Genomic DNA, 24,148 nt, shown 5'->3' on the forward strand with positions numbered 1-24,148 from the left:
CACTCAGATCGCATCAGGCAGCGGGTCAGTACGATCAAGCCTTCGGACGTAGAGCACCGCCAAAAGGCCTGCGAAGCTGCTGCCAAACATCATACCCAGCACTAGATAGGGCCCGTTCTCAGGGCTTACAAATGTACCGGTCATTAGGGTCAAAACAGCCCCTAACGCCACGATTAACGCACCCGACAAGCCCGCCGCGCTGCCAGCCAGTTTTGGGCGCACCGACATCACCCCGGCCGAGGCATTTGCATTGGTCAGGCCATTGCCGAACCCGACGCAGATGGCCGATCCAAAAAACACCCAGACCGAGCCCATGTTGCCGATGAACAGCAACAGCCCCCAGAACGGTCCGACAGATGCCACGATCCGACCGATCAGGATCATTGTGGTGAGTTGAGTGTGCTTGGCGATGCGCCCCGTCACAAAGTTGCCGACCATAAACCCGCCAGTAATGATCCCGATGCCAAGGCCCAGCATTGCAGGGCTCAGATCAAACCACGCCGCAGCGACCAGGGGTGCTCCGGTAATAAAGCTGAAAAACCCGCCAATGGAAAACGATGCGCATAAGGCGTAACCCCAGAATCTACGCGCGCGGAACAAGTGCGGATACTCGCGCATCTGCGCCGCAAAGGTGGAAGATCGATTGGTGTTGGTCTCTCCCATGTCGAACCACAGCAGCAGCAGCACCCCTGCCCCAAGCAGCGAATACAGCACGAACCCGGCTCGCCAACCAAACAGCATGTCCAGTGCGCCGCCCAGCATTGGCCCAAGCATCGGTGCCAGTGCCATGGCCATCGCAACATAGCCGAGTTTGCTGGCGGCCTCGTTTGGTGGATATCGGTCGCGGATTGAGGCACTCGACAACACGGGCCCGGCTACCACTGCGGCCTGAATCATTCGGAACGAGAGGAAAGCCCAGATCGACTCGGCCAAGACGCATCCAATTGATGCAGCAACAAAAACAGCCATCGCAATCAGGAGGACTGGCCTGCGCCCGTAGCGATCTGACAAGGGCCCAACGATCAACTGCAAGACCCCCGAGACACAGAGATACCCGGCCACGGATACGTTCATCAGGCCATACTCCACACCAAAATCTTCGCTCATATGCGCCAGCGACGGCAGGAACATGTTCAATGTCAGAACCGACAATGCCGTCGCAAAGATCAGTGTTATCAGGGTCGGAGGTGTTTGAGCCGCACGCATAGCGAAACCAATTGGAAGACGAACCGGAACAGCGCTAACACATTGCTTCTGAATTGAACATGGCGACCTCTGGCGGCGGTTTGGATGCTCTGGTAAGAGCGGCTCATGCTACGGATCGAGAACATCACCTACGCCGTTGAAGGGCGACCCCTGTTTGATGGGGCCAGTGCAACCATTCCGGATGGTCACAAGGTGGGCCTAGTGGGGCGGAATGGCACCGGTAAAACCACGCTCTTTAGATTGATCCGGGGCGAGTTGTCTTTGGAATCGGGTAATATCGCGCTGCCGAAGCGCGCACGGATCGGGGGCGTGGCGCAGGAAGTGCCCTCATCAGATGTTTCGCTGATCAACACGGTTCTGGCAGCGGATGTCGAACGCAGTGCTTTGATGGCCGAGGCTGACAGTGCGACCGATCCGGATCGAATTGCAGAGATTCAGACCCGTCTGGCCGATATCGACGCTTGGTCGGCTGAGGCGCGTGCCGCGTCGATTCTCAAAGGATTGGGCTTTGATGATGAGGATCAGCTCAAGCCCTGCTCGGACTTCTCGGGCGGCTGGCGGATGCGCGTGGCGCTGGCAGCGGTGCTGTTTTCGCAGCCCGATCTGCTGCTGCTGGACGAACCGACCAACTATCTGGACCTTGAAGGTGCATTGTGGCTTGAAAGTTATCTGGCCAAATATCCCCACACTGTCATCATCATCAGCCACGACCGTGGTCTGTTGAACCGCGCCGTGGGGGCAATCCTGCATCTGGAAGACCGCAAGCTGACCTACTACGCGGTGCCTTACGATAAATTCGCCGAACGTCGCGCCGAACGCCTGGCGCAGGCTGAATCCGAAAATGCCAAAGCCAAGGCGCGCATCGCCCACTTGCAGAGTTTCGTGGATCGGTTTCGCTATAAGGCGTCTAAGGCTGTTCAAGCCCAATCTCGCCTCAAGATGATCGAGCGCATCCAGCTAGTCTCAACCCCGCAAGAGGCGGCTTTGCGCGCCTTTTCTTTCCCTGAACCGGAAGAACTGTCGCCCCCTATCATCCAACTTGAGGGCGGTGTGACCGGCTATGGTGAGACCGAAGTTTTGCGTCGGCTGAACCTGCGCATTGATCAGGATGACCGCATCGCATTGCTCGGCAAGAATGGTCAGGGCAAATCGACCTTGTCGAAACTGCTGTCCGACCGCCTGCCCCTGATGGCTGGCAAAATGACCCGCAGTTCCAAACTGCGCATCGGCTATTTCGCGCAGCATCAGGTGGATGAGCTGCATGTGGACGAAACACCTCTGGACCATCTGCGCCGCCTGCGCCCCGACGAAGCTCCGGGCAAGTGGCGCTCGCGGCTGGCCGGGTTCGGATTGAACGCGGATCAGGCCGAAACGCTGGTCGGGCGTCTATCGGGTGGGCAAAAGGCGCGTTTGTCGCTGCTGATCGCCACGATCGACGCGCCGCATATGTTGATCCTTGACGAACCGACCAACCACCTGGACATCGAAAGCCGCGAAGCGTTGGTCGAAGCACTGACCGCCTATTCCGGCGCGGTCATCTTGGTGAGCCACGACATGCACCTGCTGTCGCTGGTGGCGGACCGGCTTTGGTTGGTTTCGGATGGCACCGTCAAACCGTTCGATGGCGACCTCGAGGCCTATCGCGCCCTTCTGCTTGCGCGTGACAAGCCTGTGAAAGAGAAACCACAGGCGGCCAAGCCCAAACGCCCATCGCGCGAGACGGTATTGGCACTGCGCGCAGATTTGCGCAAATGTGAAGATCGGGTCGAGAAACTCACGGATATGCACGACAAGCTATCGGCCAAGCTGGCGGACCCGGCGCTCTACGAGGATGATCGGATCAACGATTTGGAAACCTGGAACCGTAAGTTCGCCGAAGTGGTCGAAGCCATGCAAAAGGCCGAGGCGCTTTGGGTTGCCGCCGCAGAACGTCTGGAACAGGCTGAGAACACCGCATGATCGACATGGCCTTTTTCATAACCGCTTTCACCACGATGTTCGTGGTGATTGACCCCTTCGGAACCACGCCAATCTTTGTCGCCCTGACGCAAGAAATGGACGCTGCCGCACGCCGTAAGATCGCGATCCGCAGTTGCCTGACAGCTGTTTTTATCCTGATCGCCTTTGCCGCGTTTGGTGAGGCGGTTCTGGGTTTTGTCGGTATTTCGATGCCAGCATTCAAAGTAGCCGGTGGCGCTTTGTTGTTCTTGACCGCGCTTGACATGCTGTTCGAGCGGCGCACCAAACGGCGAGAAAACCGCGCGGAGGAGGAAGAGCATCCTGACCCGTCGGTGTTCCCGTTGGCCATTCCGCTGATCGCCGGCCCCGGCTCGATCGCGACCATCATTCTTTTGGCCGGGCAGAACCCGGGCATTCAAGGGATCGCAGCCGCCTGCGCCGTTATGCTGGCCGTTATGCTGGTGGTTTTCGTGTTCTTTCTGGCAGGCGGGCTGATCGCCCGTATCCTGGGCAAAACCGGGCTGAACGTGCTGACCCGGCTGCTGGGTATGCTGCTGGCCGCACTGTCGGTTCAGTTCATTCTTGATGGGCTCAAAGCCTTTGGTTTCGCTTCGTGAACCACCATATTGGTATGAGATAACTGACTTCGGGTGATGGAATGGACGGCTACGATATTGGGCGCTTGACCTATCTGGTTCTGCTGGGTGCGGCCCTGTTGATGTGGTTTATCACTCAGAACCGCCAGTCCTTGGGCAAAACCATGCAGCAGGTTGCGGCCTGGGTGTTTATCTTTATCGGCGTTATCGCTGTTGTCGGACTGTGGGATGATATCCGCTCGACCGTCAGCCCCACACCGCAGCTCACCGTGACGGATCAAAGGATCGAGGTGCCGCGTTCATTTGACGGGCATTATTATATGCCGATGTTGGTGAATGGTACTGCGGTGACCTTTCTGGTCGATACCGGGGCCAGCAATATCGTCATTAGCCCGAAAGACGCTGAACGAATTGGCATCGATACGGATCAGCTGAATTATCTGGGTCGCGCCTCGACCGCCAATGGCGTCGTGCGAACCGCCCCGGTTCGGCTAGACAGCCTGTCTTTGGGTCCGATCACTGATCGCGATATCCCGGCCTCGGTCAACGAAGGCGATCTGGATCAATCCTTGTTGGGGATGGCGTATCTGCACCGCTTTTCGAACATCCAGTTTGCCGACGGGCGGTTAATACTGTCGCGCTGACGGCATTCCCTGATTGAGAACAAAATAAGAACATGCTAGGGTGATCAGCATGTCCACCCATCTTCTTGGCCGAAAACCCGCGCGCACTCCGCCCGGGGTCGCCCTGCACCCACAGATCAGCCTGCAACTGGCCCGTGTGCACGAGGCCTGCGGCCCGGCCCGGCGCAGCTTTGCACTGTGGGTGGCGGGGCAGACTCAAGGGCCGGTGATGTGGATTACTCCGGCGTGGGAGGTGGCGCAGTTGCACCCCGAGGGCATGTTGCCTTTTGCCGATCCGTCCCGGTTTCTGCTGGTCCGCCCTGATAAACCCGAAGACCTGTTGTGGTGCATGGAAGAGGCCCTGCGCAGCAGCGCCGCCCCGCTGATCGTCGGCGACCTGCCCGGCCCGCCGGGCCTGACGCCGGTCCGTCGGATGCACTTGGCCGCAGAACAGGGCGGCGCGTCGGGACAGGCCCCGCTGGGGCTGTTGCTGACACCTGACGATGGCGGCGCGCAGGGGATTGAAACGCGCTGGCATATGCAGCCGACCTATCAGGACGCGGCCTGCAGTTGGATCCTGACCCGCCGCCGCGCCCGCGCCCTGCCCCCGACCAGTTGGCACGTGACGCGGGCCGCCCCTCATTCCGAGCTGCAATTGCAGCAGATCAAATCCAAAGACGCGCCCGCGATCACATAACTTGTGACTGGCCAAAGCCTGACGCGCACCCTAGCGTGCCGACATGACACATCCGATCCATGACAGCCGATACTCTTGGCTTCGCCTGCTGATCACACTGGCCATCGCAACTGTGGTCAATGTCGGCATGTGGGCTGTGGTCGTCGTGATGCCCGCCATTGAAACCGATTTTGGAGCTGGCAGGGCCGCAGCATCGATGCCCTACACACTCACCATGATCGGTTTTGCGTTCGGCAATATGTGGCTTGGCAGACTGGTGGATCGTCTGGGGGTAACAAAAGCGCTGATCGGGGCGGCCCTGCTAAGCGCCTTAAGCTATCTGCTGGCAACTCTTGCCCCGAACATAGGCCTTCTTTCGGTTGCGCATCTGTTGCTGGGATTGGGAACATCGATCGGGTTTGGCCCCCTGATCGCCGACATCTCACACTGGTTCATGCGCCGCCGTGGGATCGCTGTGGCGCTGGTGGCCAGTGGCAACTATTTGTCGGGCGCAATCTGGCCGACATTGTTGTCAGGCATGCTGCAACGTGAAGGATGGCAGCAGGTCTATTTGAGCCTCGCCGTCATCACTCTGATCGTTGTCATTCCCCTGTCCCTGCTCCTGCGTCGCCAGGTCCCGGTTGAGGCCCACAGCACCGCCGCAGCCGCCGCACAGATCAAAGCGCAAAGCGTCGGCTTTTCGCCGCGAACCCTTCAGTACATCCTTGGGCTGGCTGGTATCGGCTGTTGCGTCGCCATGTCGATGCCACAGGTTCACATCGTGTCCTACTGCGTCGGCCTTGGCTACGGCCCAGCCGTCGGAGCCGAAATGCTGTCACTGATGCTACTGGGCGGTGTGGTTAGCCGCGTGATCTCAGGCTTGGTCGCAGACCAATTGGGAGGGTTGTCGACACTGCTGATCGGTTCGGTCCTGCAATGCATCGCGCTGTTTCTGTTCCTGCCGTATGACGGCATGGTATCGCTCTATGTTGTCAGCATGCTGTTTGGACTAGCGCAAGGCGGCATCGTCCCAAGCTATGCACTGGTTGTGCGCGAATACATGCCCCCGCAAGAGGCTGGCGCACGAGTAGGCTTTGTGATGATGATGACCATTCTGGGCATGGCTTTGGGCGGCTGGATGTCCGGCTGGATCTATGACGTGACCGGAAGCTATCAACTTGCCTTCATCAACGGAATCCTGTGGAACGGGTTGAACATCGCCATCGTGCTGATGCTCATGAAACGCTCAAGACCGCGTGGAACCGCGGCGATGGCATGACCGATCTTACCCGACGGACAGTGATCGCGGGGCTTTCAGCAGCACCTTTTGCGCGCGCGGCACATGCAGCACTAACCCCATATGTTCTTGCTAAGACGCTCAGTACGGTCGAGTTCACGTACGTTCTGTCTGGCACAGCGCAATCAGGGACAATGCCAGTGCAGTCAGCGCAAATTCTCATCGACACGCACCGCCTTCAAGACAGTCGGGTCGATGTTGTGATGGACGTGACCCGCGCACGCACGAAATTGCCGTTTGCACGTGGCCCAATGCTGGGCAACAGTGTGTTGAACTCGGCCAGCTATCCCACCATTCGGTTCACCACGACGAAAATACAATTGGGACCAACGGGCCGTATCTCGGAAGGCGCTACCGTGAACGGAGACCTGACAGTGCGTGATGTCACCCGCCCTTTGACATTGAGGGCAGATCTATACAGAAAACCGGGCAGTGCAGTGGATGATCTGGATGAGTTGTCGATCAGATTGGTGGGCGCACTCAATCGAAACGAATTTGGTGCTTCGGGCTATCCCGATCTTGTGCAACCAACTATAGGTCTGGACATCCACGCCGAGATTCTACGGCAAGAATAATGGCCCAAAGGCAAAAAACGACCTAAGGGCGTCGAATAGGCGCGCGCAATTCGTGGCAGCCAAGACAAGTTGACCTTATCATGCGTACGATCATTTCATTTGCTGCCCTATTCCTTTCCGTAATCCTGCTACAACTCTCAACAGGTGGCGTTGGTCCTTTGGATGCGATCTCGGGCCTGACGCTTGACTTTTCGACCGAGCAAATCGGTCTGCTGGGGTCGGCACATTTTGTTGGCTTCTTTGTCGGCTGCTGGTGGGCACCGCGCCTGATGGGCAGCGTTGGCCACTCGCGCGCCTTCGCGGTGTGTACCGCTTTGGGCGCGATGGGGCTGATCGGGCATACGTTGACCGAGAACCCCTATATCTGGGCCGCCCTTCGGATCGCCTCGGGCACTTGCGTCGCTGGTTGCTATACGGTGATCGAGGCTTGGTTGAACGCAAAAGTCACCAATGAAACTCGCGGTCGCGCTATGGGCACTTACCGAATTGTTGACATGGGCGCGTCACTCTGTGCGCAGTTAATTATCGCAGTTTTGCCACCGGCCTCGTATGTTTCCTACAACTTGCTGGCCATCCTGTGCTGCGCGTCGATCCTGCCCCTCGCCCTGACCCGTGCCAGCCAGCCCGAAACCCCTGCCGCCCCTCGCCTGCGTCCCAAGCTGGCGTGGAATAGTTCGCCACTGGCCGTCGCAGGTGTAATTGTGGCCGCCCTCAGCTCTGCATCATTCCGGATGGTTGGTCCGGTTTATGGACAAGAGGTTGGTCTGGGCGTCGATCAGATCGCCTTCTTCCTCGCGTCCTTCGTCCTTGGAGGAGCGCTGGCGCAGTACCCAATGGGGTGGCTCGCGGACAAATATGACAGGCGTTGGGTGCTGATCTGGCTCTCGGCCGCAGCGGTCGTCAGCTGTGCGATTACAATGGCTGCAGGCGGCACTGGGACACTCGGGGTGATGCTATCCGCCGGTCTGTTTGGCTTTACCACCTTCCCAATCTTCTCGGTTTCATCCGCCCACGCAAACGACTTTGCCACAACCGAACAAAGGGTCGAGCTCTCAGCTGCGCTGATGTTCTGGTACGCGCTCGGGGCAATCGCCTCGCCCTATATTTCCTCCACCCTGATCCAGAACTTCGGCCCGCCCGCGCTGTTTGCATTTGTCGCTTTGGGCCATGTCTTCCTGATCGGGTTTGGTTTGGCGCGGATGCGCTCTCGCCCAACGCCCGAGGAAAGAACGAATTATGTTTATGCGCCTCGGACTTCCTTTATGATTGGTAGGTTGCTCAAAGGATCGCGCGAGAAGTAATGAAAAGGGCCGGGAAATCCCGGCCCTTATGGGTTATTGCTGTGTCGGTGCGGCGTCGTCGTCAACCACCTCGACCACTTCCGAGGCCTCAACCGTGGACTCAAGCGCCCCGTTGACCACGCCGCCGACGCCGTTCTCCATCGACAGACCCAGCTCTTCGCCCAGCTTCTTGAGCGCGGGCATCTGCACGGCCATGCCCATGATCGAGTCCAGCGCCTGATTGACCACTGGTTTTTCGCTGTTGGCCGCCCCACCCGCGGAGCCTGCCCCGATCCCTCCAACCTGGTGGATCTTGATCGAGTCGATCTTTTCAGCGGGTTTGACCATTTCCGAGATGATCGACGGCATGGTCTCGATCCGTGCCAGATCAACCTTCATGCGGATTTGTTCAACCGACAGGGCGTTATCCGCCTCGACAATCGCGCGCTTACCTTCCGCTTCGGCCAGCATGTCGTTCTTCTTGGCCTCGGCGCGGATGTTCAGCGCGTCTGCTTCGGCCTGCGCCTCTTCACGGCGGGCTTCGGCGCGGTCAGCAGCAGCCTCTTTCTCGGCCTGCGCAGCCAGACGAATCGCGGTGGCCTGACGTTCGGCTTCACGGGTGGCCTCGATCAGAGCGATCTGCTTGAGACGTTCAGCCTCAGCCACTTCGCGCGCTGTTGCCACAGCTTCGGTTGCCTTGGTTGCTTCGGCCCGGGCCAGATCAGCGGATGCACGTGCACGGCTTTCCTCTTCGGATTTTTGCGCGATGATGATCTGACGCTCTTGCTCGGCGACTTCGATCTCACGCTCCTTGGCAATCTCGGCATCGCGGATTTTGCGCTCACGCTCGATTTCGGCCGCACGAATAGCTTCTTCACGGGCGATCCGGGCACGTTCGGTCTCGCGCACCGAATCCTCGGTTCGCGCTGCAATCTCGGCCTCTTGCGCCACACGCAGTGTTTCAACCTGCTGCGTCTGCTCGATGCGTGCCTGCTCTTCGTCCTTTTCAATCAACAGCTTCTGGCGCTGTGCTTCCATCGCCGCACGACGCACTTCCACCTCGGCTTCGGCATCAATTTGCGCGCGCTCTTTCTTCGAGGTCGCTATCACCTCAGCCAGCTTGCGCATACCCACCGCGTTAAAGGCGTTGTTTTCATCCAAAGCTTCAAACGGCGTCTGGTCCAATGCAGTCAGCGATACCGATTCCAGCGACAGACCGTTTTTCAGAAGGTCCTCGGACACCGCATTCTGCACCTCTTGCACAAAGTCGGCACGGTTTTCATGCAGACCGTCCATGGTCATCTGAGCCGCCACAGCGCGCAGACCATCGATCAGTTTGCCTTCGATCATCTCGCGCAGCTGCTCGACGTCAAAGGTACGATCGCCCAGCGTCTGAGCCGCGCGCGCGATCCCCTCTTCGGTCGCCATGACCGAAACGTAGAATTCCACGCCCACATCAACGCGCATGCGGTCCTTGGTGATCAGCGCGGCCTCGCCGCTGCGCTGCACTTCCAGGCGTAGGGTTTTCATGTTTACAGGGCTCACCTCATGCAGCAGCGGCACGATGATGACGCCGCCATCCATAATAACCTTTTTGCCTCCCGCGCCGGTTTTCACCAAGCTAACCTCGCGGGTCGCGCGTCGATAAAGGCGGCCAAGCACAAGGCCAATGAACAAGAGTACCGCTAAAATGGTCACAATTGTGACGGCTAGGAATGGAAGTTCCATGCAATATCCTCCGGATTGGGGTTAAGTTTTTTGGGCTAATTAGACATGCGAACCAGAACGAACCGGTCGCGCCGTCGGTCGCGTAGAACAAGGACGTCTGTACCTTGCTCCAGCGCATCTTTGTCCTGCAACGGCTCGGCGCGCAGGTAATGGGTGTTGCCAAAGCGATCCATCACGCGGACTTCGGCCGGGCGGCCACGCGACGCGGTGCCCTGGGTGATCACGCCCCGGCGTCGGGCAAGCATCCGCTCCGACATCGCTTCGGTCTCAGTCTTGGGCAATAGGCGAGCGAAGACACCGCCGAAGCCACGTGCAAACCACAAGCCGAATGCCCCAGCCGGAATTGCAGCCAACCATGAAGGCAGGTCAAAACCCAGCAGATCGCGTAGCGCCAATTGTAGGCCCATGCCGCTGAGGCCGAAACCGGCCAATAAGACGACGAGCCAGATCATGAACGGCATCTTACCGATGCCCAGCCATCCGAATGGACCAGCGGGCGCAGCCTCGGGCACGTCGGTTTCGATCTCGGCCAGCTCCAGATCACCCAGATCGATGTCGGCGTCGATATCCAGGTCAAAATCGGCCACGTCCAGATCGGGTGTGTCGATCGTATCCAGATCAACCTCACCCTCACCCGCAAGCAGACTTCCGCCCAGAACCAATGCGATCAGTTCCAGGCCCAGCAGACCGAACAATAGCGCAAGAGATAGGGTAAAGGGCACAAACGCGCCCTCTAGCAGAAAGTCGAACATAAGCAGGTTGCCCTCGTTATTGTATACTTTTGTATACACTATAGATGGGAAGTCATCACTACTATTTCAAGAGGTTGTGATTCCGTGGTTCAACCAGAGGTTATTCACAGCACAAAATCATGTGCAATCAGCAATTCTGATAAAAGCCCAATTTCTACCAGCCCATGCAATACGCAACGCTTGTCTGCATAAGTTAAGAAAACCTTTAGTCTGCAGGCTTTGGCGGAGGTGCCGGGATCATCTCATCCAAGATCGCTCCGGCCTCATATCCCAGCAGATCAACCCGCATCCGCCCCGGATCACCAAACGCCCAGGCACCGACATGCCTCTGCATCCGGACGTAACCGGCGTATCCAGCCAGAGCATCGTTCCCGTGTGCGTTCTCAGCAAACAAAACCTGCCCGGCGGCGACCTTTTCCGGCATCACACGTTGCAGATACAAAAGCACAACATTAACGTCTTTGACGCTGGAGCCACCGTGATGCACGACGTACATCTTCGCCCATTCGTCCTCGCTCATCGCTGCGCGCGCATCTGACACGGCGGAATGCAGCGCGTTTAACTCCGCTCGCGCAGATTTCTCCATATTCTCGGCCCAGATCGGTCGCATGTCGTTGATCGCCTGCGAAACGGCCTCTCGCGTGATCTGATCCTTATCGAGCGCGGCCTGAGCAAAATCGCGCGCCATCTCGAGCATTTGGCGCTGGCTCGCCGCGTCGTCCTCGGCGATATTCAACTCATCAAACGCTGCAAGAAACGTGTCTATTTCTTTGATGATACTTGCAAACTCTGCCTTCCAACGCGCGTCGTCAGTATCTTCATCCGGCCATGGCGTCACCGCCCCGATCAATCCCAGTACAACGTGCGAGGTTGATTTCAGATGCTGATAGGCCGGCGCATCCCTTGGATAGCTCGCCTCTCCGTCCTTGGTCATGACTGCTACATCCCGCGCAATGACCATGACAGGCCGGGTTTCTTTGGTCAGCGCGTCCTGACCTCGGTGAAAGATCGAGAGCATTGCATGATCAAATGCATGAACCGGATCATCTGCGGCTTTCTGGTCGGCAAAGGCGCTGGTCATCAACGATAAAGCAGTTCCAAAAACAACAGCGACGACTGCACTGCGGCGAGACCATATATTTTGCATATTGAAATCCCCCTGAACTGAGCTTGCCTTAGCATCATACACGATCGGTGCGCTCGAGGTGAATTTGCCAATGCGGGCAGCGCAATTGACTGGGCGTATTCATAGGTGCCTTGGAATTCCAGCTAAATTCAAACGGGTATGAATGCGGGCTTTTGATTGCGGGCCACATAAGGTAGACGGGCGCGCAGACAGATATGTGGAAGCGCATTATGGCCCGGATTCTCATCACCTCGGCGATCCCTTACATCAACGGGATCAAACACCTCGGCAACCTGATCGGCTCGCAATTACCAGCCGATTTGTACGCGCGCTATCAGCGTGGCCGGGGGAACGAGGTCATGTTCCTGTGCGCAACCGATGAGCACGGCACCCCGGCCGAGCTGGCCGCCGCCAAAGCGGGTAAGCCGGTGGCGGAGTATTGCGCCGAGATGTACGCGGTGCAGGCCGATATCGCCAAGCGCTTTGGTCTGAGCTTTGATCATTTTGGCCGATCCTCCAGCGATCAGAACCGCAAGCTGACCCAGCATTTCGCGGGCAAACTGGATGAGGCCGGGCTGATCCGGGAAGTCAGCGAAAAGCAGGTTTATTCCAACGCCGATGGCCGTTTTCTGCCCGACCGCTATATCGAAGGCACCTGCCCAAATTGCGGTTATGATCGCGCACGCGGCGACCAGTGCGAAAACTGCACCAAACAACTGGACCCAACCGACCTGATCGAGCCTCGCAGCGCGATCAGCGGCTCGACCGATCTGGAAGTGCGCGAAACCAAGCACCTGTATCTGCGTCAGTCGGCGATGAAAGATCAGTTGGATGCCTGGATCGACAGCAAGACTGATTGGCCGATCCTGACCACATCTATTGCCAAGAAATGGTTGCACGATGGCGACGGCCTGCAGGATCGCGGCATCACTCGTGATCTGGACTGGGGCGTGCCGGTCAAGAAAGGTGATCAAGATTGGCCCGGCATGGAAGGCAAAGTCTTCTATGTCTGGTTCGATGCCCCCATTGAATACATTGCCTGCGCCAAGGAATGGGCCGACGCCAATGGTAAGTCTGATGCCGATTGGGAGCGTTGGTGGCGCACCGACAAAGGCGCAGACGACGTGCGTTACGTTCAGTTCATGGGCAAAGACAATGTGCCCTTTCACACCCTGTCATTCCCGGCCACCATTCTGGGATCGGGCGAGCCCTGGAAGATGGTCGATCACCTGAAATCGTTTAACTACCTGAACTATGATGGCGGCCAATTCTCGACCTCGCAGGGCCGTGGAGTGTTCATGGATCAGGCGTTGGCCATTCTGCCCGCTGACTACTGGCGCTGGTGGCTGCTGAGCCATGCGCCGGAAAGCAGCGACAGTGAGTTCACGTGGGAAAACTTCCAGCAATCAGTGAACAAGGACCTCGCGGATGTGCTTGGCAACTTTGTCAGCCGGATCACCAAATTCTGCCGCTCGAAGTTCGGCGAGACGGTTCCCGAAGGCGGCGCATACGGCGAACGGGAACAGAACCTGATTGACGAACTCACCAAACGCATCCGCGCTTACGAAGGCCATATGGAAGCGATGGACGTACGAAAATCGGCGCAAGAGCTGCGTGCGATCTGGGTTGCAGGCAACGAGTATCTGCAGGCTGCCGCGCCATGGTCAACTTTCAAGGAAGACCCGGAACAGGCTGCCGCGCAGGTGCGCCTGGGTCTGAACCTGATCCGGCTTTATGCGGTGCTGAGCGCGCCGTTCATTCCGGATGCCTCGGCAAAGATGCTCAGTGCGATGAACACGCTGGATACCAGCTGGCCTGACGATATCTCCGCCGCGCTAAGCGCCCTGCCCGCTGGGCATGAATTCACGGTTCCCGACGTTCTGTTTGCCAAGATCACCGATGAGCAGCGTGAAGATTGGCAGAATCAGTTCGCAGGAACCCGCGAATAACAACAAAATTAGATTTATGAATGCCGCAGCGGGGACCCGAGTGGTCTCTGCTTCGAACGTTGTTGACGAATTATGGTGCGGTCGCATTAGATCGTTCCGGGCATATTAATCCTTCGGATTCAGGCTAAGCCTGCCAATTGGCAAGAAATTCCGAACACCTTCCTCTGGCCTCTCCGCCTCAACACGCTTGAGTAACTGCGATAAACCCGCCATCCTGCCTGTAAAATCAATCGACTCGTCCGGGCGTTCCTGTTGCCCGGTTGTGCAATCTTTAGTTTGAACGAGGCGCCATCATGTCCCTTGCATTTAAGAAGCCAATAGACCGTCAAAGCGGATATCTCAGGGCGATAGGCGTTTCAGCCGTTTTGATTGCATGTTCGAACCTGCCGCAAATGGCGATGGCACAGGATCAGAGCGACGCCCCGGCACCCAAAGTGTCAATCGCGGCGGCCTATACCGAAGAGATCACCGATCAAGCCACGTTTATCGGGCGGGCCGAAGCGATCGACAAAGTTGATATCATTGCTCGGGTCAGCGGGTTTCTCGACAGCCAGAACGTTGAAGATGGCTCTCCGGTAACCAAAGACGAACTGCTGTTCACGATTGAGCCTGATCTATATCAAGCCACGCTGGACGCGCGCAAAGCGGATCTGGACCGGGCGCAGGCAAATCTCGAACTGGCCAAGGTTGATCTGGCGCGTAAAGAAGAGCTGTACAAGCGCGATGCGACGCCGGAATCAGAACGTGATATCGCCCGGGCGAACGAATTGGTTGCCGAAGCCGAAGTCAAGGCCGCCAATGCCGCGATCCAACAGGCAGAGCTCGATCTCAGCTACACCCAGATTCACGCCCCTTTTTCAGGCCGGATCGGTCGCGTTGAAACCAGCGTCGGTGATGTAGTCGGCCCCAACAATCCGCCACTCGTGACACTGGTCAGCGAAGCCCCCATCTACGTGAATTTCTCGTTGAATGAAAAGCAGTTCACCTCGGTTCTTGAACAATTTGGTGAAGACCCGGCCACGCTGGCTGAAAGCAACAAAAGCCCGAATGTTCACGTGACTTTGCCGAACGGAACAGAACTGGATGAAACGGGTGAGATTATCTTTGTCGATAACCGAATCGATCCATTAACAGGTGCGATCACCATCACCGCCGAATTCGAGAATGCGAAACGGCTGCTTGTTGATGGCGCCTTCATCAATGTCCAGATCGAAGCGCTTGAGCCAACTCTGCAGGTATTGATCCCCCAAGCAGCGCTGCAGCGGGATCAGCGTGGAGAGTTCGTTCTGGTCGTCAATGACAAGCAAATGGTCGAGCAGCGCTATATCACGACCGGCGATACCGTGGACACGGCCATTATCGTGACAGATGGTCTGCGCGAAGGTGAAAGCGTCATTGTCGAAGGCCTGCAACGCGTGCGTCCCGGCGTTGCCGTTGATGCGGTTGTCGCGTCCGAGCAGCCGGAGAATAACTGATGTTCTCAGCCCTGTTTATCAGCCGGCCCAAGCTGGCGCTTGTCATTTCGCTGGTCCTGACCATTCTGGGCGGGATCGGGTATCTGGTTCTGCCGGTTGCGCAGTTTCCAGACATCACTCCCCCGGTGGTCAGCGTCTCGGCAACCTATACAGGTGCAAACGCCGAAACTGTCGAAAACACCGTTGCCGCCCCAATCGAGGCGCAGGTCAACGGCGTAGACGACATGATCTACATGACGTCGACCTCATCGGATAACGGCTCATATTCGTTGAATGTAACGTTTGAGGTTGGCACTGACCCCGATATTGCTTCGGTGAACGTTCAGAACCGTGTGGCACAGGCGATGGCATCGCTGCCATCCGAGGTGACCTCTTCCGGTGTCGTCACGCAAAAAGCCTCGACCAACATGTTGCTGCTGGTCACTCTGACCTCGCCCAATGGCACTTATGACAGCGTTTTCCTGTCCAACTATGCGTCGATTAACCTGAAAGACGCGCTGGCGCGAGTTCAGGGTGTGGGTAAAGCGGATGTTCTGACCAATCTGGAATACGCTATGCGCATCTGGATGGATCCGGATAAGATGGCCGCGCTGTCGATCACTCCGGGCGATGTGATCAATGCCATCCGCGAACAGAACATCGAAGTCTCTGCAGGCTCAATCGGATCACCTCCAGTGCCCGAAGGCCAGACCTTTCAATACACGATCAAAACTAAAGGCCGCCTGACCTCGGCTGACGAATTTGGGGATATCGTGATCCGCACCGGCGAAGCTGGCGCGATTGTGCGGGTCAAAGACATCGCGCAGGTCGAATTGGGGGCGCAGTTCTATTCCGCCTCGGGCTATTTCGAAAGCGTCCCTGCGACCGTTATCGGGATTTACCAGGCCCCCGGCGCAAACGCGCTTGCCGTGTCCGAACGTGTTCAGGCCGAGCTTGATCGGCTTTCACGCTCCTTTCCTACCGATGTCGAATATGATGTTCCATTCAACACCACGGACTTCGTTGAACAATCCCTTAACGATGTGGTCTCGACTCTCATCCTGACGTTCATATTGGTGATCACGGTGGTGTTCATCTTCCTCGGCAGTTGGCGAGCTACGATCATTCCGGCGGTGGCGATCCCGGTCTCGTTAATCGGAACGTTTGCCTTCCTTCTGGCCTTTGGCATGTCGCTGAACACGATCTCACTGTTCGCGTTGGTTCTGGCCATTGGGATCGTTGTGGACGACGCCATTGTTGTGGTGGAAAACGTTGAACGTATCATCGCTGATGAAGGCCTGCCTCCGGCCGAGGCGACTCGAAAAGCCATGGGCCAGATTACCGGACCAGTGATCGCGACCACGCTGGTTCTGCTTGCGGTGTTTGTGCCGGTGACCTTTATGCCCGGCATATCCGGGCGATTGTATTCGCAGTTTGCCGTCACAATCTCGACCGCTGTTGTGATCTCGTCGATCAACGCGCTGACCCTTTCACCAGCCTTGTGCGGATTGGTTTTGCAGGCGCGCTCAGGCCCACCCAAAGGGCTGCTGGCCGTGTTCGAGAAGTTTATCGGCGGCATGCGCAGCGGCTATGTCGCCATTGTGCGCAAATTATTGGTCCTGCCGGTCATTTCACTTGGTGTCATTGCGGCCTTCGCCGCGGGCACCGGGACCATCATGGGCAACACGTCCAAAGGTTTCATTCCGCTAGAGGACAACGGATATCTATTCGTCGATATCCAGCTTCCCGACGCTGCGACGCTTGAACGGACCGAAGCCGTATCAGCTCGGATTGACGAGCAGATTCAGCAGATCCCGGGCGTGGCCAGTACGGTTTTGGTCAACGGCTTTTCGCTGTTAAACGGCACAACCACGAACGGAGCGGCGATCTTTGTCAACCTCACCAACTGGGAGGAACGGCAAGAGCCTGACCTGAGTGCGGATGCTATCCTCAACAAGGTTCTTGCGATCGCTTACGGTGAATCCGCGGCGTCGATCGTCGCGTTTAACCCACCGCCTATTCAGGGCCTTGGGATGTCGGCTGGCGTGGAGATGGAGGTTCAGCAGACCGGTGGCGGGACGCCACAGGATCTGGCCTCAGCGGTTGGCTCTTATGTTTACGCTGCGAACCAAAGACCCGAGATAGCACAGGCTTACACAACCTTCCGCGCGAACGTGCCGCAACTGTTTGTTGATCTGGATCGGGAAAAGGCCAAGACCCTGCAGGTATCTGTGGCCGAGATTTTCCAGACGATGCAGGCACAGCTGGGTTCGTACTACGTGAACGACTTCAACCTGTTCGGGCGTGTTTATCGCGTGATGATTCAGGCCGAAGGATCGTACCGGAATAAGGTTGAGGATATCTCAGAGCTTTATGTGCGTTCAAACAAAGGTGAGATGGTCCCGCTGGGTACGCTTATCGACGTCGAGAACGTATTGGGCCCGGTCCTGCTGAAACGGCACAATCTGTTCCGGTCAGCCACCGTGACCGCTGTTCCCGCAGCCGGGCTTTCTACGGGTGACGCAATCACTGCCATGACCGAGGAGTCGGCAACAGCCCTACCGCCCGGCTATGCCTTTGAATGGACGGGTACCGCGCAACAGCAGTTGGCATCGGGTAACCTGGTTGTCGTGATCCTCGGGTTGGCGATCTTGTTCGGATATCTGTTCCTCGTTGGCCAATACGAAAGTTGGACAATGCCGGTATCGATCCTGATGTCAGTGACGGTTGCATTGTTTGGCGCGGTAGCGGCGGTGGCAATCGTTGGCAGCGACATCAATCTGTATACGCAGATCGGGATGATCATGCTCGTCGGGCTAGCCTCGAAGAACGGGATTCTGATCGTTGAATTCGCGATGGAACAACGCGCCAAAGGCCTGTCCATCAAGGACGCCGCAGCCGAGGCAGCCTATCAGCGTTTCCGCGCCGTGATGATGACCGCTCTGTCGTTCCTGTTGGGCGTGGTTCCCCTGCTGGCTGCGAATGGTGCCGGTGCCGCTAGCCAGAAGGCAATCGGTGTCGCCGTTTTCGGCGGTATGCTGGCGGCGACCTTGTTCGGGGTCATTCTAGTTCCTGTCCTTTATGCCGTCATGCAAGGCCTGCGTGAGTGGATCAAAGGCAGCAAGAACGACCCGGGACCGTCAAAAGAAACGGCTTAACTCTGGCATCAAGAATTAAGACGCCCCGCAATTCTGCGGGGCGTTTTTCTATGGACAACCTAATTGCTTAGACGACTGGCCATCCATTCATCGATCCGGCCAATCTGCTCAGGCGTCAGACGCAATCCGAGTTTGTTGCGCCGCCAAACAACGTCTTCTGCTGAACGCGCATATTCTTTGTCCACCAGCCAGATCAATTCGGCTTCGGTCAAAGTTGCCCCGAAATCCTCACCCAAATCGGCCTGGTCTTTTGCTGAGCCCAGAATGTCCCAAGTTTCTGTCCCATAAGCCCGTACCAACCGATGTGCCCAAAACTGGCTAAGGAACGGAAAATCGGCCCGCGCTACACTGATTAAATCCGGTACACCATCCACAGGGAAGTCACCGCCGGGCAACGAAACACCTGCGGTCCAAGGACCTGCGAGATTTGGAAAATGCTCTGCGATCTTCTCCAACGCGCTTTCCGCAAGCCGCCTGTAGGTTGTGATTTTACCTCCAAAGACATTCAGCACCGGGGCGCCGCCCTCGGCGTCGACCTTCAACGTATAGTCTCGGGTCGCCGCCGTGGCGCTACTAGCGCCATCATCATACAGCGGGCGAACGCCGGAGTAGGTCCAGACGATATCTTCACGGGTGACGGGCTTTGCGAAGTATTTCGATGCAAATGCACACAAATACTCCTGCTCAGCCTCGGTACAAACCGGAGGTTCGGACGGGTCCGAGTGATCCTGATCCGTCGTTCCAATCAAGGTAAAATCCTGCTCATACGGGATCGCAAATATGATGCGCCCGTCCTCGCCTTGAAAGAAATAGCACTTGTCGTGATCGAACAATTTGGGCGTCACGATATGGCTGCCGCGTACCAATCGAACGCCCTCGCGGGAATTGACCCGGATCTTGGTCTGGATGATATCGCCGACCCATGGACCTCCTGCATTGATCAACATCTTGGCAAAGACGGTCTCAGTTTCTCCGCTGTCCCGATCCCGGATTGTAACCTTCCACAAATCGTCGACCCGCTCCGCAGAAAGAACTTCGGTGCGCACCATGATCTTCGCGCCATGTGCCTCGGCGTCGCGGGCATTCAGGACCACCAGCCGCGAATCCTCGACCCAGCAGTCCGAATATTCATATGCGGTTTCGAACTTGTCCTGCAGCGGAGCGCCTTCGGCCGCCGAACGCAGTTTCAGCGAGCGCGTACCCGGCAAGATTTTTCGACCACCGAGATTGTCATATAGAAACAGACCCAACCGGATCAGCCAAGCAGGTCTTCGCCCACGCATCCACGGCATCACCGTGCTAAGCAATCGCGAGGTTGGCGTTTCTGTATCGAAACGCATATCGGCATGATAGGGCAACACGAAGCGCATGGGCCAGCTGATATGAGGCATCGCGCGCAACAGCGTCTCGCGTTCGATTAGCGCTTCACGCACCAAACGGAACTCAAAAAACTCCAAATATCGTAGCCCACCGTGAAACAACTTGGTCGAAGCAGAAGATGTTGCCGAGGCCAAATCGTTCATTTCAGCCAAAGTGACTGACAAGCCGCGCCCCGCTGCGTCCCGTGCAATGCCACATCCATTGATGCCCCCGCCGATTACAAAAATATCGGTGGCGTGGTTGCTGTCCGATGACATGTCCAAATGATTCCCCAAAGTGGCAGTTTCGACCGCATTAGCCGCATGACACTTCGTATCGTCAACTTTTATTTTCGTTATATTTCGATAATTACGATAATTCATCAGATTCTGTGGTCAAACCTGTAAATCTTCTTGCCAAACTTCGAAATTAGAACAAAAACGAACATATCGAAACGAATAGGCAGCCAATGTCACTCTCATTCCGCCAAGCAGACATCCTTGAAATCGCCAAACAAGAGGGCCGCGTCACGGTTGATGGGCTTGCCGAGCGTTTTCAGGTCACGGTCCAGACCATACGCCGCGACCTGGCCGAACTGTCTGAGGCCGGCAAGCTGGATCGGGTCCATGGGGGTGCCGTACTGCGATCGGGTGTTTCCAACATCGGTTATGAAGACAGGCGTGGGCTGAACTATGAGGCCAAGGCTCGTATGGCCGAGCGGTGCGCGGCCGACATCCCCGAAGGTAGCTCGGTCTTTATGAATATCGGCACCTCGACTGAGGCGGTTGCGCGCCAGTTGCTGAACCACAAGAACCTGATGATCGTGACCAACAACATGAACGTGGCCAATATCCTGGCTGAGAATCCGGATTGCCAGATCGTTGTCGCAGGCGGCATGCTGCGCCGATCAGATAGCGGGTTGGTCGGGAATCTTGCGGTCTCGTCCATTCGACAGTTCAAATTCGACCACGCGATCATAGGTTGTTCAGCGTTGGACATTGATGGAGATCTGATGGATTTTGACCTGCAAGAGGTGCTTGTCAGCCAGACGATCATCGGACAAGCCCGGAAAATCGGCCTTGTGGCAGATGCTTCAAAATTCCAACGCACCGCACCGGCGCGCATCGCCTCGCTGGCCGATGTAGACATGGTTTATACCGATCAACCCCTGCCCGGAGACTTGCCTCAGAAGTGTAAAGACTGGCAGACCCAAATCATTGAATGCTGACGCATTACACCGATCAGCTAGAAATTGATTGATTAGCTGGACAACAGCGCCCGAGGATGGAACAGTTTGCCCAACAGGAGGCGCGAGCATGGGACTTTTGGGGCAGCCGCTGGGCTATTATGATTATCTGACATTTGTGGCGCTTATTCTGCTGCTGGCGGCTGTGATGGCGCTGTTTTTGTTCCTCATGGGCCTGCCGGGACGTATTGCGATCAAACGCAACCATCCCCATGCCGAGGCGGTCAAGATCATGGGCTGGATGGGGTTTCTAGCGATCGTCCCATGGGTGCACGCTTTCATTTGGGCGTTTCACGATGGTGTAACTGTCGACATGCGCCGCGGCCCCGAAGACGAGCGCAAGGCAATCCGGGATGAGATCAAGCGCCTGGGCGGAACCGTCAAACCGGAATACCAGGACCCGCTGGATACTGACGAAACAAAACAAGCCTAAAGCCAAAGGAATTCAGCACTCATGTTCGTCGCCCTTGGCATCACGCTGTTCTACATCATTTTTGTCTGGTTCATCTTCTTCAAGGTGCAATGGCTGAAATTCAACATCATGTGGGGGATTGTCTCTTTCTGGGTGGGCGCGCACCTGCTGCTGATCTTTCTGGTCGCGTTGCGGTTTTTTCAGCCTTTCTCGGTCGATAGCCACGTCGTGCGGTCCACCATCCAGATCGTGCCGCGCCTGACACAGCCCACAATCCTGACCGATGTTCTGGTCGAGCCTAACACCTGGATCACCAAGGGTGAGCCGCTGTATAAGTTCGACGACACCGTGTTTTCGCTGGCCGTAGACAAGGCGAATGCCCAATTGGTGGCGGCGCAGCAAAATGCAAAAATTCTGGAACAGGATGTCATCGCGGCCAGCGAAGCGGTTGAGCGTGCAAACGCGCAACTGGCCTATGCGCAGACCGAGCAGGCGCGGTATGAAAACCTTGTTCCCGCAGGTGGCGCGCGTCAGGACGAGCTTGATCGTTGGAACGAACAGGTCGCGGAAGATCAGGCGAAGATCAAGGAAGCGCAGGCCAATCTGGAAAAGGCCAATCTTGCGCTAGATTCACAGATCGATGGGGTAAACACCGGCATTCTTGAGGCTGAGGCTCAGCTTGCCGAAGCCGAGTATTTTCTCGAGAACACAACCATCTATGCGCCTGAAAACGGCATGATCGTTTCGCAACAGGCGCGCCCCGGGATGGTCGTGGGGGAAATCCGGCTAGGGGCAATCGCGAGTTTTGTCACCGAAGACAGCCCCTATATTCTGGCCACTTTCCGCCAGCAGAACCTGAAGTTTGTCGAGGTAGGTCAGCCTGTCGAAGTTGCGCTGGATCTCTATCCCGGCGAAATCTTGACCGGCAAGGTCGAGGCGGTCTGGTGGGCGACCCGCCAGGGCCAGTACCTGCCCTCTGGCCGCCTGCCCCGCTTTGAGCTGCCAAAGCTGCCCGGTCGGATCGCTGTTCAAATCTCGGTTGATGTGCCTGAAGGGCATACCTTCCCTGCCGGTGGTCACGCTGCAGTGGCGATTTATACCGGCATGGGCCAAAGTTTTGAGTTTCTGAGACGCATCAACATCCGTCTCTATTCCTTCGCCAACTTCATCCGACCGCTGGACATCTGAGGATACGCGCCATGACCCTCCGCCGTCTACTCGGCACCGCCCTATGCGCCGCCACCCTCGCGGCTTGTACTCCGGTTGGCCCTGATTTCGTGCGCCCGAACTCGCCGGTTGTGAAGCAATGGATCGAGGTCAACAGCCCCAGCACAGGCCAAAGCGGCCTAACCTCGCGCAGCGCGCCTGTTGTGCGTTGGTGGGAAACATTCAACGACCCAACGCTGAACAAGCTGATCGCAGAGGCCTATGCGCAGAACCTGACTTTACAGGTCGCAGGCGCACGCGTGCTTCAGGCCCGTGCACAACTTGGAATCGCGTTTGGAGAGCTTTACCCACAATCACAAGCCGTTGGCGGTTCGTTGCAGCGCCGCCAGATTAGCGACAACCTTGGGCCGATTTCGGATATCCGGCGGATCATTCCCTTGGACACCGAATTCTCAACCTCGCAGGTGGGGTTCGACGCGCAATGGGAGCTGGATGTCTGGGGCCAGCAACGACGCGGCGTACAGGCCGCGCGGTCAAACCTCGCGCTGCAAGTCGCAAACTATGACGACGCATTGGTCACGCTGACGGGCGATGTTGCGGCGCTTTATATCAACATCCGTTCTCTGCAACAGGCACTGCGCATCGCACGGGAGAACATAGCGATCCAGCAGGAATCGGCAGATCTGACCCAGTTGCGATTTAACAACGGTGTGACGACCGAGTTGGATGTGCAGGAATCCACCGCTTTGCTGAACAACACCAAGGCGCTGGTGCCCGAGTTGGAAAGCGATATTCAGCAGGCCAAGAACGCTCTGGCGGTGCTGCTGGGCAAAACACCCTCACAAATGGCGGGCTTGATCGGCAATTCAGGCCGCATCCCATCAGCACGCAGCAACGTGGCCGTCGGCGTACCCGCAGAACTGCTACGCCGCCGCCCGGACGTACGCGCCGCCGAGTTGGCAGCGGCTACACAGTCGGCGCAGGTAGGGATCGCTTTGGCGGACCTCTACCCGCAGTTCATCCTGTCGGGTGCGATCGGGCTTCAGGCCTCGGGCGGGCGGGACCTGTTCAGCAGCAACAGCGCAACTGGATTAGCAAGCGCCGGTGTCGTCTGGAATGTACTGAACTATGGCCGGATCAAGAACAACGTCCGCGCGCAAGACGCCGCCTATCAGGCGCTGATCGCGAACTACCAGAACACAGTCCTGACCGCCTATTCCGAGGTTGAAAGCGCGATAGTCGCCTATGCACAGGCACGCAAGCAGGTCACATTCTATCAACGCAGTGTCGACGCGTCGCGCAAGGCTGCCGATATAGCGGTTGACCAGTACCGAGACGGCATCGCCAGCTACTCGCGCATTCTGAACACGCAAACTGCATTACTGAGATCACAAGCTAATCTGATCGAGGCACAGCAAGAGGTTTCGTCAAATCTAGTCGCGATCTACAAGGGTTTGGGCGGCGGCTGGCAGATCCGCCAGAATCAGGAGTTCCTGCCCGAAACAGTTCTGGCCGAGATGGCCTATCGAACCGATTGGGGTGATCTGCTTGAGAAAACGCCAACGCGCGCCAGCCTGAACTAAGC

Annotated in this window: 19 protein-coding genes; 14 read left to right on the forward strand and 5 right to left on the reverse strand. The window is 57.2% G+C overall.

The genetic code is table 11. From position 1 onward, the window contains the following. Positions 1–3: 3 nt before the first annotated feature. A complete protein-coding gene (locus ACR0NN_RS03010) occupies positions 4–1,206 on the reverse strand; it encodes a multidrug effflux MFS transporter (RefSeq protein ID WP_170682909.1) in 1,203 nt (400 codons plus the stop codon). Positions 1,207–1,311: 105 nt separating this feature from the next. On the opposite strand from ACR0NN_RS03010, the gene ACR0NN_RS03015 reads away from it, so the two are divergent. From ACR0NN_RS03015 to ACR0NN_RS03045, 7 genes are all read left to right on the forward strand, one after another. Next, positions 1,312–3,165, forward strand: coding sequence for an ABC-F family ATP-binding cassette domain-containing protein (locus ACR0NN_RS03015; RefSeq protein ID WP_170719531.1), 1,854 nt, complete (start codon positions 1,312–1,314; stop codon positions 3,163–3,165). Beyond that, positions 3,162–3,782 carry a MarC family protein gene (locus ACR0NN_RS03020; protein WP_170719533.1) on the forward strand — a complete coding sequence of 207 codons (621 nt, stop codon included), beginning with the start codon at positions 3,162–3,164 and terminating at the stop codon, positions 3,780–3,782. The genes ACR0NN_RS03015 and ACR0NN_RS03020 overlap by 4 nt, the downstream gene beginning before the upstream one ends. 41 nt (positions 3,783–3,823) lie before the next feature. Then, a complete protein-coding gene (locus tag ACR0NN_RS03025; RefSeq protein WP_170719535.1) occupies positions 3,824–4,405 on the forward strand; it encodes a TIGR02281 family clan AA aspartic protease in 582 nt (193 codons plus the stop codon). 49 nt (positions 4,406–4,454) lie between these two features. Then, positions 4,455–5,081, forward strand: a complete 627-nt coding sequence (locus ACR0NN_RS03030; RefSeq protein ID WP_170719537.1) for a hypothetical protein — start codon at positions 4,455–4,457, stop codon at positions 5,079–5,081. A gap of 43 nt (positions 5,082–5,124) precedes the next feature. After that, complete coding sequence (locus tag ACR0NN_RS03035; RefSeq protein WP_170682914.1) at positions 5,125–6,339, forward strand: MFS transporter; 1,215 nt, start codon at positions 5,125–5,127, stop codon at positions 6,337–6,339. Then, positions 6,336–6,932 carry a YceI family protein gene (locus ACR0NN_RS03040; RefSeq protein WP_170719540.1) on the forward strand — a complete coding sequence of 199 codons (597 nt, stop codon included), beginning with the start codon at positions 6,336–6,338 and terminating at the stop codon, positions 6,930–6,932. The genes ACR0NN_RS03035 and ACR0NN_RS03040 overlap by 4 nt, the downstream gene beginning before the upstream one ends. An 80-nt stretch (positions 6,933–7,012) precedes the next feature. Then, the gene (locus ACR0NN_RS03045; RefSeq protein WP_170682916.1) at positions 7,013–8,233 is read left to right on the forward strand and encodes an MFS transporter; all 1,221 of its coding nucleotides are present in this window, start codon (positions 7,013–7,015) and stop codon (positions 8,231–8,233) included. Between the two features lie 33 nt (positions 8,234–8,266). Here the strand turns inward: ACR0NN_RS03045 and ACR0NN_RS03050 are convergent, their stop codons facing one another. The 3 genes from ACR0NN_RS03050 to ACR0NN_RS03060 form a co-directional block, all read right to left on the reverse strand. After that, the gene (locus ACR0NN_RS03050) at positions 8,267–9,940 is read right to left on the reverse strand and encodes a flotillin domain-containing protein (protein WP_170719547.1); all 1,674 of its coding nucleotides are present in this window, start codon (positions 9,938–9,940) and stop codon (positions 8,267–8,269) included. Between the two features lie 35 nt (positions 9,941–9,975). Next, on the reverse strand, positions 9,976–10,731 hold the full coding sequence (locus tag ACR0NN_RS03055) for an OB-fold-containig protein (RefSeq protein WP_480683864.1): 756 nt from the start codon (positions 10,729–10,731) through the stop codon (positions 9,976–9,978). A 166-nt stretch (positions 10,732–10,897) separates the two neighbouring features. Further along, the gene (locus tag ACR0NN_RS03060) at positions 10,898–11,773 is read right to left on the reverse strand and encodes a hypothetical protein (RefSeq protein WP_170719550.1); all 876 of its coding nucleotides are present in this window, start codon (positions 11,771–11,773) and stop codon (positions 10,898–10,900) included. 275 nt (positions 11,774–12,048) lie between these two features. Between ACR0NN_RS03060 and metG the strand changes: the two genes are divergently transcribed. From metG to ACR0NN_RS03075, 3 genes are all read left to right on the forward strand, one after another. Beyond that, positions 12,049–13,767 carry a methionine--tRNA ligase gene (gene metG / locus ACR0NN_RS03065; RefSeq protein ID WP_170719552.1) on the forward strand — a complete coding sequence of 573 codons (1,719 nt, stop codon included), beginning with the start codon at positions 12,049–12,051 and terminating at the stop codon, positions 13,765–13,767. A 293-nt stretch (positions 13,768–14,060) separates the two neighbouring features. Next, positions 14,061–15,242: an efflux RND transporter periplasmic adaptor subunit gene (locus ACR0NN_RS03070; RefSeq protein ID WP_170682920.1), complete on the forward strand. Its 1,182-nt coding sequence runs from the start codon at positions 14,061–14,063 to the stop codon at positions 15,240–15,242. Beyond that, a complete protein-coding gene (locus ACR0NN_RS03075; protein WP_170719556.1) occupies positions 15,242–18,379 on the forward strand; it encodes an efflux RND transporter permease subunit in 3,138 nt (1,045 codons plus the stop codon). The genes ACR0NN_RS03070 and ACR0NN_RS03075 overlap by 1 nt, the downstream gene beginning before the upstream one ends. A gap of 59 nt (positions 18,380–18,438) precedes the next feature. On the opposite strand, the gene glpD is transcribed toward ACR0NN_RS03075, so the two are convergent. Continuing rightward, positions 18,439–20,016, reverse strand: a complete 1,578-nt coding sequence (glpD, locus tag ACR0NN_RS03080) for a glycerol-3-phosphate dehydrogenase (protein ID WP_170719557.1) — start codon at positions 20,014–20,016, stop codon at positions 18,439–18,441. A gap of 191 nt (positions 20,017–20,207) precedes the next feature. Between glpD and ACR0NN_RS03085 the strand changes: the two genes are divergently transcribed. From ACR0NN_RS03085 to ACR0NN_RS03100, 4 genes are all read left to right on the forward strand, one after another. Next, positions 20,208–20,966 (forward strand): DeoR/GlpR family DNA-binding transcription regulator, encoded by a 759-nt coding sequence (locus ACR0NN_RS03085; RefSeq protein ID WP_170719561.1) that lies wholly within the window; start codon positions 20,208–20,210, stop codon positions 20,964–20,966. A gap of 88 nt (positions 20,967–21,054) precedes the next feature. Next, a complete protein-coding gene (locus ACR0NN_RS03090; RefSeq protein ID WP_170719565.1) occupies positions 21,055–21,417 on the forward strand; it encodes a DUF3302 domain-containing protein in 363 nt (120 codons plus the stop codon). Positions 21,418–21,438: 21 nt separating this feature from the next. Beyond that, a complete protein-coding gene (locus ACR0NN_RS03095; RefSeq protein ID WP_480683866.1) occupies positions 21,439–22,584 on the forward strand; it encodes an HlyD family secretion protein in 1,146 nt (381 codons plus the stop codon). A gap of 11 nt (positions 22,585–22,595) precedes the next feature. Next, complete coding sequence (locus ACR0NN_RS03100) at positions 22,596–24,146, forward strand: efflux transporter outer membrane subunit (RefSeq protein WP_170719570.1); 1,551 nt, start codon at positions 22,596–22,598, stop codon at positions 24,144–24,146. Positions 24,147–24,148: the final 2 nt, after the last annotated feature.

This window comes from Ruegeria sp. BA2 (genome assembly GCF_056539605.1).

Excerpts from the sequence above, each read along its gene's own strand:
- ACR0NN_RS03010 (WP_170682909.1), bottom strand. The coding sequence starts at position 1,206 with ATGCGTGCGGCTCAAACACCTCCGACCCTGATAACACTGATCTTTGCG.
- ACR0NN_RS03015 (WP_170719531.1), top strand. The coding sequence starts at position 1,312 with ATGCTACGGATCGAGAACATCACCTACGCCGTTGAAGGGCGACCCCTG.
- ACR0NN_RS03020 (WP_170719533.1), top strand. The coding sequence starts at position 3,162 with ATGATCGACATGGCCTTTTTCATAACCGCTTTCACCACGATGTTCGTG.
- ACR0NN_RS03025 (WP_170719535.1), top strand. The coding sequence starts at position 3,824 with ATGGACGGCTACGATATTGGGCGCTTGACCTATCTGGTTCTGCTGGGT.
- ACR0NN_RS03030 (WP_170719537.1), top strand. The coding sequence starts at position 4,455 with ATGTCCACCCATCTTCTTGGCCGAAAACCCGCGCGCACTCCGCCCGGG.
- ACR0NN_RS03035 (WP_170682914.1), top strand. The coding sequence starts at position 5,125 with ATGACACATCCGATCCATGACAGCCGATACTCTTGGCTTCGCCTGCTG.
- ACR0NN_RS03040 (WP_170719540.1), top strand. The coding sequence starts at position 6,336 with ATGACCGATCTTACCCGACGGACAGTGATCGCGGGGCTTTCAGCAGCA.
- ACR0NN_RS03045 (WP_170682916.1), top strand. The coding sequence starts at position 7,013 with ATGCGTACGATCATTTCATTTGCTGCCCTATTCCTTTCCGTAATCCTG.
- ACR0NN_RS03050 (WP_170719547.1), bottom strand. The coding sequence starts at position 9,940 with ATGGAACTTCCATTCCTAGCCGTCACAATTGTGACCATTTTAGCGGTA.
- ACR0NN_RS03060 (WP_170719550.1), bottom strand. The coding sequence starts at position 11,773 with ATGACCAGCGCCTTTGCCGACCAGAAAGCCGCAGATGATCCGGTTCAT.
- metG (WP_170719552.1), top strand. The coding sequence starts at position 12,049 with ATGGCCCGGATTCTCATCACCTCGGCGATCCCTTACATCAACGGGATC.
- ACR0NN_RS03070 (WP_170682920.1), top strand. The coding sequence starts at position 14,061 with ATGTCCCTTGCATTTAAGAAGCCAATAGACCGTCAAAGCGGATATCTC.
- ACR0NN_RS03075 (WP_170719556.1), top strand. The coding sequence starts at position 15,242 with ATGTTCTCAGCCCTGTTTATCAGCCGGCCCAAGCTGGCGCTTGTCATT.
- glpD (WP_170719557.1), bottom strand. The coding sequence starts at position 20,016 with ATGTCATCGGACAGCAACCACGCCACCGATATTTTTGTAATCGGCGGG.
- ACR0NN_RS03085 (WP_170719561.1), top strand. The coding sequence starts at position 20,208 with ATGTCACTCTCATTCCGCCAAGCAGACATCCTTGAAATCGCCAAACAA.
- ACR0NN_RS03090 (WP_170719565.1), top strand. The coding sequence starts at position 21,055 with ATGGGACTTTTGGGGCAGCCGCTGGGCTATTATGATTATCTGACATTT.
- ACR0NN_RS03095 (WP_480683866.1), top strand. The coding sequence starts at position 21,439 with ATGTTCGTCGCCCTTGGCATCACGCTGTTCTACATCATTTTTGTCTGG.
- ACR0NN_RS03100 (WP_170719570.1), top strand. The coding sequence starts at position 22,596 with ATGACCCTCCGCCGTCTACTCGGCACCGCCCTATGCGCCGCCACCCTC.